Origin of the sequence: Bacillus sp. NPDC057893 (assembly GCF_042796455.1) — a bacterium.
GTDB lineage: Bacteria > Bacillota > Bacilli > Bacillales > Bacillaceae_G > Bacillus_A.
On the sequence record NZ_JBHVNG010000001.1, the window covers coordinates 954,860 to 968,803 of the forward strand.

Sequence of the window (13,944 nt, forward strand, 5' to 3'; positions counted from 1 at the left end):
AAAGGAGCGGTTTTTGAATGATGAAAGTAGTATTTATGGGGACACCGGACTTTTCTGTGCCGGTGCTTCGTCGTCTTATCGAGGACGGATATGACGTAGTTGGTGTTGTAACGCAACCTGATCGTCCAGTTGGTAGAAAAAAGGTTTTAACACCTACTCCTGTTAAAGTAGAAGCGGAGAAACATGGTATTCCAGTATTACAGCCGTTAAAAATTCGTGAAAAAGACGAATATGAAAAAGTATTAGCACTAGAGCCAGACTTAATTGTAACAGCGGCATTTGGACAAATCGTACCGAATGAAATTTTAGAAGCACCAAAGTATGGATGTATTAATGTCCACGCGTCATTACTTCCAGAACTTCGCGGTGGTGCACCAATTCATTATGCGATCATGAAAGGTAAAGAGAAAACAGGTATTACAATTATGTATATGGTAGAAAAATTAGATGCTGGCGATATATTAACGCAAGTAGAAGTAGAAATTGAAGAGCGTGAAACAACAGGTTCATTATTTGATAAGTTAAGCGAAGCAGGAGCACACCTTTTATCTAAAACGGTTCCTTTATTAATTCAGGGTAAACTAGAACCAATTAAACAAAGTGAAGCTGAAGTGACGTTTGCATATAATATTAAACGTGAGCAAGAGATAATTGATTGGACAAAAACAGGTGAAGAAGTATACAATCACATTCGCGGATTGAATCCATGGCCAGTTGCTTATACGACTTTGGCAGGACAAGTTATTAAAGTATGGTGGGGAGAGAAGGTCTCTATTACAGAGAAAGCTGAACCAGGTACAATAGTAGCTCTTGAAGAAGATGGATTTGTTGTTGCAACAGGGAATGAGACAGGCGTTAAAATCACTGAATTGCAACCATCTGGTAAAAAGCGTATGAGTTGTTCACAATTTTTACGTGGAACAAAACCTGAAATTGGTACGAAGTTAGGAGAAAATGAATGAGACAAAATGTTCGTGAGTTAGCTCTGGATGGCTTAATTCAAGTAGAAAAAAGTGGTGCATATAGCAACTTACTTTTAAATAATCTGATTGAAAAAAATACAATTGACAGAAAAGATATTGGTTTATTAACTGAAATGGTATATGGAACAATTCAACGTCGTGACACACTAGATTATTATTTACAACCATTTTTAAGAAAAAAGGTTGAAGCGTGGGTAAGAGTGTTGCTTCGCCTATCTTTATATCAAATGCTATATTTAGACCGAGTTCCCGAAAGAGCGGCTATTCATGAAGCAGTTGAGATTGCAAAGCGTCGTGGGCATAAAGGGATTTCAGGCATGGTGAACGGAGTATTGCGTTCAATTCAGCGAGAAGGTGTACCTTCGTTAGAAGAAATCGAAAATCCAGTAGAACGTCTTGCAATTGCAACGAGTCATCCAATGTGGCTTGTACAAGAATGGGCATCCGAATATGGTTTAGAGACAGCAGAGAAAATGTGTGAAGTGAATATGTTGCCACCTGTACCAACAGCACGTGTAAATGTTGATAAAGTAACGGTAGAAGAAGCGGTTGCGTTATTAGCTGATGAGGGGATAGAAGCAAAACGTGGCGAATTGTCAGAGGATGCAATTCAAATTGAAAGAGGAAATGTCGCACATACAGAAGCGTTCAAAAAAGGTTTCCTTTCTATTCAAGATGAAAGCTCAATGCTTGTAGCACGTGCTTTAGAACCGAATAAAGGAGATGCAGTTCTAGATAGTTGTGCTGCTCCTGGCGGAAAAACAACTCATATTGCAGAGCGTTTGGACGGAACTGGTAAGGTAATGTCGCTTGATTTACACGCACATAAAGTACGTTTAATTGAACAACAGGCGAAGAGACTTGGTTTAGAAAATGTAGAAACGATGGCTTTAGATGCTAGAAAAGTTCAAGAGCATTTTGCAAATGAATCTTTTGACAAAATATTAGTAGATGCACCATGTTCTGGATTTGGTGTTATTAGACGTAAACCTGATATTAAGTTAGGTAAAGATAAGGGTGATAGTGAAAGGTTATCAACGATTCAACTTGCGATACTAGAAAAAATAGCACCATTGTTAAAACAAGGTGGTCGCCTTGTTTATAGTACGTGCACAATTGAAAAAATAGAAAATGAACAAGTAATAAAGCAATTTTTACAAGAGCATCCTGAATTTGAATGGGATACTACGATAAAAGATCGTATGCCAGAAAAGTTAAATCCGTATATTGATGAAGGTCAAGTACGAATTTTACCGCATTATTTTGCAACAGATGGCTTTTATATTGCTTGTTTAAGAAAGAAGGTGTAGCATCATGGAAACGACTGTAAAAAAACAAAAGAAAAATCTAGAGACAAAGAAACCATCAATTTATTCTTTACAACTTCATGAAATGCAAGATTGGTTAAAGGAACAAGGAGAACCTAAGTTCCGTGCAGGACAAATTTTTGATTGGCTATATAAAAAACGTGTAAAAAATTATGAGGATATGTCAAACCTTGCTAAAGGATTGCGCGATAAATTGTCGAATTCCTTTGATATTACTACTTTAAGCACTTTAGTAAAACAAACGTCTTCGGATGGAACGATTAAATTCCTATTCCAGTTATACGATGGGTACTCTATTGAAACTGTACTAATGCGACATGAGTATGGAAATTCTATTTGTGTAACAACACAGGTGGGTTGCCGCATTGGCTGTACGTTCTGTGCATCTACACTTGGTGGGTTAAAACGAAACTTAGAGGCTGGAGAAATTGTAGCGCAAGTAGTAGAAGTTCAGCGTGCGCTTGATGAAACAGAAGAACGTGTAAGTTCTCTTGTTGTTATGGGAATTGGAGAACCATTTGATAATTATGATAACTTAATGTCATTCTTACGCATTGTAAATCATGAAAAAGGAATTCATATTGGTGCAAGACATATGACAGTTTCAACAAGTGGAATTGTTCCAAAAATTTATAAGTTCGCTGAAGAAGATATGCAAATCAATTTTGCGATTTCATTGCATGCTGCAAATACAGAGATACGTTCAAAATTAATGCCGATTAACCGTGCTTATAAGCTACCTGATTTAATGGAAGCTGTTAAATACTATGTAAATAGAACAGGGCGTCGTATTACATTTGAATATGGCTTATTTGGAGGAGAAAATGACCAAGTTGAGCACGCTGAAGAACTTGCTGCGCTCTTAAAAGGTGTAAAATGTCATGTAAACTTAATTCCGGTAAACTACGTGCCAGAACGTGATTATGTACGTACGCCACGAGAGCAAATTTTCTTATTTGAAAAGACGCTAAAAGATCGTGGAGTGAATGTAACAATTCGCCGTGAACAAGGTCATGATATTGATGCAGCCTGCGGTCAGTTGCGTGCAAAGGAGCGCAAAGAAGAGACGAGGTGACGAGATGAAAGCCGTGTTTCTATCGGATAAAGGGAAAGTTCGTCAACATAATGAAGATAGTGCAGGAGTTTTTCGCAATTTAGATGGAAATATTTTAGCGGTAGTAGCAGATGGAATGGGAGGTCATCGAGCTGGCGATGTAGCTAGCTCGATGGCTATTCAATTATTCCATGATTATTGGAAGCAAACGCATAATATGAATGAACCTAAAAAGGTAGAAAAGTGGTTACATACTAACGTTGGAATTATTAATGAGCGCATATATGCTTACTCCCAGCAGCATGTAGAATGTAATGGCATGGGAACAACGGTTATCGTGGCGATTTGCACACCTAGTTTTGTAACAATAGGTCATATAGGAGATAGTCGTTGTTATATGGTATCAGAGGGAGAAATATCGCTTGTAACGGAAGATCACTCACTTGTAAATGAACTTGTTAGGCACGGTGAAATTTCAAAAGAAGATGCAGAATATCACCCGAAAAAGAATGTTCTGTTAAGAGCGTTAGGAACAGAAGAAAAAGTCGGACTAGATGTTAAAACATTGGTGCTCGAAGAAGACGATCAATTGCTTCTTTGCTCTGATGGATTGTCTAACAAAGTCCCTATGGCTGATATGCAACAAATTTTACAATTGAATGAACAGCTCGAGGCGAAGGGAGAGCATCTCATTCAATTAGCAAATGATCGTGGTGGAGAAGATAATATCACCCTCGTTATTATTGATTATGCGGATTCGACAAACGAAAGTAGGTGAAGTGCAACGTGCTGATTGGAAAACGCTTAAATGACCGTTATAAGCTGCTGAAAATGATTGGCGGTGGAGGAATGGCCAATGTATATTTAGCTCATGATGATATACTTGGCCGAGATGTAGCGGTAAAAATATTAAGACTCGACTATTCAAATAATGAAGAGTTTATTAAACGTTTCCATCGAGAAGCGCAATCTGTTACAACGTTGTCGCATCCAAATATTGTGAATATGTATGATGTTGGGGAAGAGGATGGTATATATTATCTTGTAATGGAATATGTACCTGGACGAACATTGAAGCAATACATAATTGATCGAGGGATGTTACCGATAGGAGAAGCTCTTGATATAATGGAGCAGTTAACGTCCGCTATGGCACACGCCCATCATTTTGAGATTGTACATCGTGATATTAAACCGCACAATATTTTGATTCGAGATGACGGAGTGATAAAAGTAACAGACTTTGGAATTGCGACAGCTACAAGTGCAGCAACGATTACACATACAAATTCGGTGCTTGGTTCGGTGCATTATTTATCACCAGAACAAGCGCGCGGCGGTATAGCGAATAAACAATCAGATATTTATTCACTTGGGATTGTTATGTTTGAATTGTTAACAGGAAGACAACCGTTTTCTGGTGAATCTGCTGTTGCAATTGCGTTAAAACATTTACAAAATGAAATGCCATCTCCAAAAAGATGGAATGAAAATATTCCACAAAGTGTTGAAAATATTATATTAAAGGCGACTGCGAAAGATCCATTCCATCGATATCAATCTGCTAACGCGATGAAACGAGATATTGAAACAGCACTATACCCAGAACGAATAAATGAACAACCATTTTACATACCAGAAGATATGGAAGCAACGAAAGCGATTCCAATTATTCAACAAGAACAACTATTTCAAAATGTAAGTGATGAAACGATTGTATTAAAAGGAAGTAAAGTGGATGAACAAGTAAGAAAAGAAGAGACCAAATCAGGTAAGAAGAAAAAACGAAGTAATAAATGGCTGAAAGTTTTAATTACAACATTTTTACTTTTAGCAATAGGGATAACCTTAGCACTTACTGTTATTCCAGGCTTCTTTATTCCGAAAGATGTGAAGGTTCCTGATGTGGCTGGTATGAAATATACGACAGCTGTAAATACATTAGTTGAAAAAGGGTTTGAAGTTACTGAACCTAATCTTGTATATACAGATGATGTTGAAGCTGGAAAAGTGATAAAAACAGATCCTATAGCAGGAAGAGTAGTGAAAGAAAACTCTAAAATTACTATCTATCAATCAGGTGGGAAAAAGAAAAGTAAGATGCGTGATTTGACAGGAAAAGATTTCGATAGTATAAGAGCTGAGTTAGAAGAAAAATATAAACAAGTTACAATAAATTATATTGAAAATGATAAGCCGAAAGGTGAAATTGTAGAGCAAATACCAACACCTGATCAAATGGTTATAGAAGCTGAACAAGAACTGAAAGTTTGGGTAAGTAAAGGACCTTATCAAATAAGACCAGGTGATTTTTCAGGGTGGACTGAAAATAGTGTAAAAGGTTATTTAAATGAAAGAAAGCTCGTCTCTGATATAAAAAGAGAGTATTCAGATACGGTTGATAAAGGCCTTGTTATTTCACAGTTACCAAAGCCTGGGACACCTTTAAAAGAAGGAGATAAAGTATCGATTGTTATCTCCGATGGTCCGAAGCCTAAAGTGACGAAAACGGTAAAAGTGGATAACATTTCTATCCCATATGAAGCTTCTGCAACAGGTGATAAAAAGCCGCAAACAATAGAAATTTATAAAGAAGATATGCAGCAAAAAATGGATAAACCAGTTGAAACGAGAACAATTACTGAGTCAGCGATTATTTCTTTAGAATTTGTAATTCAAGAAGGTGCAAAGGGACACTATAAGATTGTCCGAGATGGAGTAACGATTATGGACAAGGAAGTACCATATCCAGCTCAATAATAGTGAATTCCATCGTCCTTATATAGAAGATGGAATTCATTACTCTTGCCTGTTATGCTGTCTACATCGTGGACTGTATAACAGGCAAAAATATATGATTCAAAAAGCTGTAAAAGTGATACTGTTGTAAATAATATTTCAAATTTGATGGTAGATTAAATATATGAACCTGGATATATATTTGGTGGGCTTTGAAATAATTGTTTAAAGAACTCTAGTCTATTCATATTTAATTGCAGTGTCATTTTATACAAAATAAAGGAGAATTATATGCCAGAAGGAAAAATTGTAAAAGCTCTAAGTGGGTTTTATTATGTGCAGAATGAGGAAGGGATTACACAATGTCGAGGGCGTGGTGTATTTAGAAAGAATAAAATTACACCACTTGTAGGAGACCAAGTTGTTTTTCAAGCGGATAATCCGAATGAAGGTTATGTGTTAGAAGTATTTGATCGAAAAAATGAACTTGTTAGACCTCCTATTGCTAATGTTGATCAAGCTATTCTTGTTTTCTCTGCAGTAGAACCAGATTTTAATCCAGGACTGTTAGATCGATTTTTAGTATTGATTGAATATCATAACATTAAACCGATTATTTGTATTAGTAAGATGGATTTAGTAGATGAAAAAATGAGAGAAACTGTTGAATCTTATGCAAATGATTATCGTGAAATGGGTTATGATGTGTTGTTTACTTCTATAAATACATCGGAAAGTATTGATATTCTGAAACCATTCTTAGAAGGTTGTATTTCCGTCGTTGCAGGCCAATCTGGTGTTGGGAAATCTTCAATGCTAAACGTATTACGTCCAGATTTAGAATTGAAAACTAATGATATTTCTTCACATTTAGGACGTGGAAAGCATACGACAAGACACGTGGAATTAATTACAGTTGGAAGCGGACTTGTTGCGGATACACCTGGTTTTAGTTCGCTTGATTTCATAGATATAGAGGTAGAAGATCTTACATATTGTTTTCCAGAATTGAAAGAAGCGAGCCAATACTGTAAATTTAGAGGGTGTACACACCTTGCTGAACCGAAATGCGCGGTGAAAGCTGCGGTTGAAGAAGGAAAGATTACCGAATATCGTTATAAGAATTACAAACAATTCGTAGAAGAAATTAGAGAGAGAAAGCCGAGGTATTAGTCATGATTAAAATTGCACCATCGATTTTATCAGCAGATTTTTCAAGATTAGGGGAAGAGATTAAAGATGTAGAAAAAGGTGGAGCTGACTACATTCACGTCGATGTAATGGATGGACATTTCGTACCAAATATTACGATTGGACCATTAATTGTAGAAGCAATCCGTCCGATTACATCATTACCGTTAGATGTACATTTAATGATTGAAAATCCTGATAACTATATCCCAACTTTCGCAAAAGCGGGAGCTGATATTATTACTGTCCATGTAGAAGCTTGTCCACATCTACATCGTACAATTCAGTTAATTAAATCTCATGACATTAAAGCGGGAGTTGTATTAAATCCACATACTCCAGTTTCAACAATTGAGCATGTATTAGAAGATATAGACATGGTATTACTTATGACAGTAAATCCTGGATTTGGCGGACAGAAATTTATTCATTCTGTATTACCGAAAATCAAACAAGTTGCAGAAATGGTTAAAGAGCGAAATCTACAAGTGGAAATTGAAGTTGATGGTGGTGTCAACGTTGAAACGGCAAGACTTTGTATTGAAGCAGGAGCGAATGTTCTTGTAGCTGGATCAGCAGTATACAATCAAAAAGACCGCGGTGAAGCAATTCGTGTAATTCGCGGATAAAGAATGAACCTTTATCCTAGTGAAGCTTCTAGTTCATTAAGACTTCACTATTTATACATGTTAGAGTGGCAAATAAGGAGAAAGGCAATCTACCGAATGGCAGATTGCCTTTTTACAATAGAAGGGGAAAGAAAAATGATTATTCATATTTTAGCGGGAGGACCTGCAGAATACTGCGCAGATTTTTCTCGGTATGAAAATGAAGAAGTAGTTTGGGCGGCCGTTGATAGAGGAGTGTACCGTTTGTTGAAAAGAGGAATCACTCCGGCTGTTGCGTTTGGGGATTATGATTCAGTTACTAATGAGGAATTAGCATGGATGAGGCAGCAAACAAATGAATTACATATTGTCCCACGAGAAAAAGATCAAACAGATTTAGAAATTGCAATTAGCTGGGCTTTAGAACAGAAACCAAAGTTAATTCGTATTTTTGGTGCTACTGGTGGAAGACTTGATCATGGTTTAGCAAATATTCAGATGCTTTTAAAGGGATTAGAAGTAAACATAGAAATGTGTATTGTGGACAATAAAAATGAAATAATGGTGAAAAAGTTTGGTATGTATATAATTGAAGGAAACGAACATTTTCCATACGTATCATTTGTACCAGTTACTGAAAGGGTAGAAGGTATTACACTTCACGGTTTTAAGTACCCTCTTACTAATAAAACAATAGAGTGGGGATCGACACTTTGTATTAGTAATGAACTCATTGAGGAAAAAGGTAATTTTTCATTTACTTCTGGCATATTAATGATGATAAGAAGCACTGATTGAAGAAACAATTTTGCTCCTTGCATCATATAGTGAACAAGTGGAGTAATGGGGATTAGGAGGGAAACCATGAGATTTTATACAATTAAGTTACCTAAATTTCTTGGTGGAATTGTTCGTGCGATGTTAAATACCTTCAAAAAAGACTAAAAAAAGCACCTATTACCGGTGCTTTTTCCATTGGTATAATAAAAAAAGAGCCTAGCGGCTCTTTTTTTTATTATTAAACACGTTCGATTTTGCCAGATTTTAATGCTCTAGCAGAAACGTAAACACGTTGAACTTTTCCGTCGATGCGTACGCGAACTTTTTGAAGGTTAGCGCCCCATTTACGTTTTGTAGCGTTCATTGCGTGAGAACGAGAGTTACCAGAACGAGCTTTTCTTCCAGTGATAGCACAAACACGAGCCATTTATATTTCCCTCCCTTAACTACCGTAACATACGTAATTTTTCAATGTTAGCCTTTTATGCGATGCTAAAAACACTACTATAATTTAACACAACTAAAAAGAGAATGCAACACCGTAGGAAAAAGAAATCAAGAAAAAATACTTGACACTATATGTCAATGAAGAAAAGGTGAAATCAAGAAAAATTGCTTGACATATTATAGTGATACATGTTGTATAATAACAATGGACTATTTTGCTCATCATAAAAAAATGTAATTTAAAACATAAAATATGAGAGTGAAAAAGAAAGAACGATGGAATTTTCTTTAAAAAGATTATATGATAGTAACTAAAGTAGTCTAGCTCACTTTCACCATTTATGAAGGGGGAAACGAGATGTCAATTGAAATTAAAACGAAGTACGGTCAAATTGATATTAGTACAGATGTAATTGCAACAATTGCTGGAGGTGCCGCAGTAGATTGCTACGGTATCGTAGGTATGGCATCAAAAAATCAGTTAAAAGATGGATTAACAGACATTTTACGAAAAGAAAACTTCACTAGAGGCGTTATTGTTCGTAAAGATGAAGATGAAGTACATATTGATATGTATATTATTGTGAGCTATGGTACGAAAATTTCAGAAGTAGCACATAACGTGCAGACTAAAGTGAAATATACATTAGATCAAACTGTAGGACTAGCAGTAGATTCTGTAAACATCTACGTACAAGGAGTTAAAGTAATAAACTTGTAATGTGCATTAAGGAGGAAAATCTGTGTCAATTCAAAAAATTGATGGAAAACGTTTATCACAAATGATCATTCAAGGAGCCAATAATTTAACAAATAATGTTCAGCTTGTTGATGCATTAAACGTATTTCCAGTTCCAGATGGCGATACCGGTACAAACATGAACTTATCAATGACTTCAGGCGCACGTGAAGTGAAAGCAAATCTTTCACAGCATGCTGGTAAAGTCGGCGTAAGTTTAGCTAAAGGATTATTAATGGGGGCTCGTGGTAACTCTGGGGTTATTTTATCTCAGTTATTCCGTGGTTTCTCTAAATCCATTGAACAAAAAGAAGAATTAACGACAGTTGATTTTGCTGCAGCTTTAGAAGCTGGAGTAGAGGCAGCTTACAAAGCGGTTATGAAACCAATTGAAGGAACGATTTTAACGGTTGCAAGAGAAACGGGTAAATATGCAGTGACAGTTGCGAAAAAACAGCGCGACTTTGTTTTGTTTATGGAAGACGTTGTAAAAGAAGCAAACGCATCGTTAAATCGTACGCCAGATTTATTACCTGTATTAAAACAAGTTGGCGTTGTAGATAGCGGTGGTAAAGGTCTTGTTGTTGTGTATGAAGGATTTTTAGCTGACTTAAAAGGAGAAACGATTTCTTCTAATATGCCTGCCCAACCATCTATGAATGACATGGTACGCGCAGAACATCACCGTAGTGTACAAAGCCAATTGAGTACAGAAGATATTAAGTATGGATATTGTACGGAATTCATGGTGAAATTAGAGCCTGAAAAAATGAAGGAACATAATTTCTCTGAACAAAAATTCCGTGAAGATATTAGTGTGTACGGAGATTCACTACTTGTTGTATCGGATGATGAGGTTGTAAAGGTTCATATTCATGCGGAACATCCTGGAGAACCTATGAACTATGGACAACGTTATGGTAGTCTAATTAAGATCAAAGTAGAAAATATGCGTGAACAGCATACTGCTTTATTAGATGAACCTACCATGGTTCCTGAACAAACGAATCAGCCAATAGAGAAACAACCGTATGGTATTGTAACTGTAGCTATGGGATCGGGTATTAAAACTTTATTTGAGAGCATTGGCGCAACGAAAGTTATCGAAGGTGGCCAAACGATGAATCCGAGTACGGAGGATATTGTGAAGGCGATTGAAGAGGCGAATGCTGAAAAAATCATCATCTTACCAAATAACGGGAATATCGTGATGGCAGCAGAACAAGCAGCGTCAGTTGTAGAACAAGAAGTTATTGTTATTCGTTCAAAAACAGTTCCTCAAGGTATGGCTGCAATGTTAGCATTTAATCCAGTTGGAACGCTAGAAGAGAATGAAGAAAACATGAAAGAAGCTTTAGCTCATGTGAAAACAGGTCAGATTACGTATGCTGTTCGTGATACGGAAATTGACGGTGTAGCGATTCAAAAAGATGATTTCATGTGTCTTGCAGATGGGAAAATTGTATCTACAAATGCTGAAAAAGTAGGAGCTGCAAAGCAATTACTAGAAGCGCTAATTGATGAGGATTCTGAAATCGTAACGATCCTACAAGGTGAAGATGCAACAGATGAAGAAGTGGCTGAATTAGTTGCGTTTGTAGAAGAGAACTTTGAAGATGCAGAAGTAGAAGTACATGCAGGGAACCAACCGGTGTATTCTTTCATCTTCTCTGTAGAATAAGAAAAGATTCGATTTGAAAATAAATGGGTTACTTACTTGCTAATGGATAAGAAATAGTGATATGAAATTTATTACTAGTTTTTATTCAAAAGGCTAGCATATTGATGATAGAAAAGAGCCTTGCTGCTAATAGTGAGGCTCTTTTCTTACGTATTGTACAACTTTGTTTTATACAGAGGGATTAGAGTAGTTTCTCTTAGAATGCCTATGATAGAATATATAAGGTGAAAGAGAGCGATTACAGATGTCAATGATATTAATGGATAATCAATAGAATGAATCAAAGAAAATAATGTGACGGAGCGTGAGAATCTTGAATGAAGTTGTACAAGTTCCTGTTACGGATGTAAAGGGAATCGGAGGAGAAACATCTGAATTGTTACACGAGATGGGAATTTATACAGTTTCTCATCTATTAGAACATTTTCCGTACCGCTATGAAGACTATGCGATGAAAGATCTTGCTGAAGTAAAGCATGACGAGCGTGTAACAGTTGAGGGGAAAGTTCATAGTGCTCCTTTACTTCAATATTATGGGAAGAAGAAGTCACGTCTTACAGTTCGTGTTCTCGTCGGTCGTTATTTAATTACAGCTGTATGTTTTAATAGACCATACTATAAACAAAAGTTAAATTTAGATGAAACGGTAACGATTACTGGTAAATGGGATCAGCATCGCCAAACAATTGCTGTATCAGAACTGAATTTTGGACCGGTTGTACGACAACAAGAAGTAGAACCTGTATATTCAGTGAAAGGAAAGCTGACAGTAAAACAGATGCGCCGTTTTGTTGCACAAGCATTTAAGGAGTATGGAGATTCTATAGTCGAAGTGTTACCAGATGGTTTGTTAAGTCGATATAAATTATTATCACGCTATGAAGCGCTCAGAGGGTTACATTTTCCAGTGGGACAGGAAGACTTAAAGCAAGCGCGTCGCCGTTTTGTATATGAGGAGTTTTTCTTGTTTCAGTTGAAAATGCAAACATTACGGAAAATGGAAAGGGAAAACTCGAAAGGGACGAAAAAAGAAATTTCATTAGTAGAATTGCAAGAGTTTACTGATGCACTTCCGTTTCCGTTAACTGGTGCACAACGCCGGGTTGTAGATGAAATAATGAAAGATATGACATCTCCGTACCGAATGAATCGATTATTGCAAGGGGATGTAGGTTCTGGGAAAACAGTTGTTGCTGCGATTGCTCTTTATGCGGCGAAATTGGCCCATTATCAAGGTGCTTTGATGGTTCCTACAGAAATTTTAGCCGAACAACATTATCAGTCGCTCGCGGAGACGTTTTCACATTTTGGTATGAAGGTTGAATTGCTAACAAGTTCTGTTAAAGGTGCGAGACGTCGAGAAATTTTGTCGAGATTAGAACAAGGAGAAGTAGACATCCTTGTTGGGACGCACGCTTTAATTCAAGACGAAGTTATATTTCATAGGTTAGGTCTCGTTATTACCGATGAACAGCATCGATTTGGTGTGGCGCAGCGCCGGGTTTTACGTGAGAAAGGTGAAAGTCCAGATGTGTTGTTTATGACGGCGACCCCAATCCCGCGTACGTTAGCTATCACTGCATTTGGAGAGATGGACGTTTCTATTATCGATGAAATGCCAGCTGGTAGAAAGGTAATCGAAACGTACTGGGCAAAACATGATATGTTAGATCGTGTTCTTGGCTTTGTGGAGAAAGAGATAAAAAAAGGAAGACAGGCATATGTTATTTGCCCTCTTATTGAAGAGTCTGAGAAGCTTGATGTACAAAATGCTATCGACTTACATAGTATGCTGACTCATCATTATCAAGGGAAATGCCAAGTTGGATTAATGCATGGGAGACTATCATCCCAAGAAAAAGAAGAAATAATGGGACAGTTTAGTGAAAATAAAGTGCAAATTCTTGTGTCGACAACAGTTGTTGAAGTAGGTGTGAATGTACCAAATGCGACTGTTATGGTTATTTATGATGCGGAACGTTTCGGTTTATCACAGCTCCATCAGCTGAGGGGACGTGTTGGGCGTGGTAGTGAACAATCATATTGTTTATTAATTGCGGACCCCAAATCAGAAACGGGAAAAGAAAGAATGCGCATTATGACTGAAACAAATGATGGATTTGTATTGTCAGAAAAAGATTTAGAGTTACGAGGTCCTGGGGATTTCTTTGGAAGTAAGCAAAGTGGTCTACCAGAATTTAAGGTTGCTGATATGGTGCATGATTATCGGGCGTTAGAAACAGCAAGACAAGATGCGGCGATACTAGTTGATTCAGAAGCGTTTTGGCATAATGATCAGTATGCTTCGCTGCGTACTTATCTTGATGGGACAGGTGTGTTTCAGGGAGAGAAGCTCGATTAAAAGTGGTCTGCAAAAGTTTTTGTTGCATTCTA

Annotated in this window: 13 protein-coding genes; 12 read left to right on the forward strand and 1 reads right to left on the reverse strand. The window is 37.0% G+C overall.

What is annotated here, in order from left to right:
- Window positions 1-17: 17 nt before the first annotated feature.
- From fmt to spoVM, 9 genes are all read left to right on the forward strand, one after another.
- Window positions 18-962 (forward strand): methionyl-tRNA formyltransferase, encoded by a 945-nt coding sequence (gene fmt / locus ACFVQC_RS05275; protein ID WP_219919743.1) that lies wholly within the window; start codon window positions 18-20, stop codon window positions 960-962.
- The gene (gene rsmB, locus ACFVQC_RS05280) at window positions 959-2,293 is read left to right on the forward strand and encodes a 16S rRNA (cytosine(967)-C(5))-methyltransferase RsmB (RefSeq protein ID WP_002088220.1); all 1,335 of its coding nucleotides are present in this window, start codon (window positions 959-961) and stop codon (window positions 2,291-2,293) included. The genes fmt and rsmB overlap by 4 nt, the downstream gene beginning before the upstream one ends.
- Before the next feature lie 4 nt (window positions 2,294-2,297).
- On the forward strand, window positions 2,298-3,386 hold the full coding sequence (rlmN, locus tag ACFVQC_RS05285) for a dual-specificity RNA methyltransferase RlmN (RefSeq protein ID WP_002146075.1): 1,089 nt from the start codon (window positions 2,298-2,300) through the stop codon (window positions 3,384-3,386).
- A gap of 4 nt (window positions 3,387-3,390) precedes the next feature.
- Window positions 3,391-4,143 carry a Stp1/IreP family PP2C-type Ser/Thr phosphatase gene (locus ACFVQC_RS05290; RefSeq protein ID WP_002146076.1) on the forward strand — a complete coding sequence of 251 codons (753 nt, stop codon included), beginning with the start codon at window positions 3,391-3,393 and terminating at the stop codon, window positions 4,141-4,143.
- 8 nt (window positions 4,144-4,151) lie between these two features.
- A complete protein-coding gene (gene pknB / locus ACFVQC_RS05295) occupies window positions 4,152-6,125 on the forward strand; it encodes a Stk1 family PASTA domain-containing Ser/Thr kinase (protein WP_377892038.1) in 1,974 nt (657 codons plus the stop codon).
- Between the two features lie 270 nt (window positions 6,126-6,395).
- Window positions 6,396-7,277, forward strand: coding sequence for a ribosome small subunit-dependent GTPase A (gene rsgA, locus ACFVQC_RS05300; protein ID WP_002014503.1), 882 nt, complete (start codon window positions 6,396-6,398; stop codon window positions 7,275-7,277).
- A gap of 2 nt (window positions 7,278-7,279) precedes the next feature.
- Complete coding sequence (gene rpe / locus ACFVQC_RS05305; RefSeq protein WP_377892041.1) at window positions 7,280-7,924, forward strand: ribulose-phosphate 3-epimerase; 645 nt, start codon at window positions 7,280-7,282, stop codon at window positions 7,922-7,924.
- Between the two features lie 96 nt (window positions 7,925-8,020).
- The gene (locus ACFVQC_RS05310) at window positions 8,021-8,701 is read left to right on the forward strand and encodes a thiamine diphosphokinase (RefSeq protein WP_377892044.1); all 681 of its coding nucleotides are present in this window, start codon (window positions 8,021-8,023) and stop codon (window positions 8,699-8,701) included.
- 66 nt (window positions 8,702-8,767) lie between these two features.
- A complete protein-coding gene (gene spoVM, locus ACFVQC_RS05315) occupies window positions 8,768-8,848 on the forward strand; it encodes a stage V sporulation protein SpoVM (protein WP_001213599.1) in 81 nt (26 codons plus the stop codon).
- 73 nt (window positions 8,849-8,921) lie between these two features.
- Here spoVM and rpmB read toward each other — a convergent pair whose 3' ends face one another.
- Window positions 8,922-9,110, reverse strand: coding sequence for a 50S ribosomal protein L28 (rpmB, locus tag ACFVQC_RS05320; protein ID WP_000124776.1), 189 nt, complete (start codon window positions 9,108-9,110; stop codon window positions 8,922-8,924).
- Between the two features lie 378 nt (window positions 9,111-9,488).
- On the opposite strand from rpmB, the gene ACFVQC_RS05325 reads away from it, so the two are divergent.
- The 3 genes from ACFVQC_RS05325 (at window position 9,489) to recG (ending at window position 13,912) form a co-directional block, all read left to right on the forward strand.
- Window positions 9,489-9,851: an Asp23/Gls24 family envelope stress response protein gene (locus ACFVQC_RS05325; RefSeq protein ID WP_000021109.1), complete on the forward strand. Its 363-nt coding sequence runs from the start codon at window positions 9,489-9,491 to the stop codon at window positions 9,849-9,851.
- A 22-nt stretch (window positions 9,852-9,873) separates the two neighbouring features.
- Window positions 9,874-11,550, forward strand: coding sequence for a DAK2 domain-containing protein (locus tag ACFVQC_RS05330; RefSeq protein ID WP_002160728.1), 1,677 nt, complete (start codon window positions 9,874-9,876; stop codon window positions 11,548-11,550).
- Between the two features lie 313 nt (window positions 11,551-11,863).
- A complete protein-coding gene (gene recG / locus ACFVQC_RS05335) occupies window positions 11,864-13,912 on the forward strand; it encodes an ATP-dependent DNA helicase RecG (protein ID WP_002146083.1) in 2,049 nt (682 codons plus the stop codon).
- The last annotated feature ends 32 nt before the right edge of the window (window positions 13,913-13,944 follow it).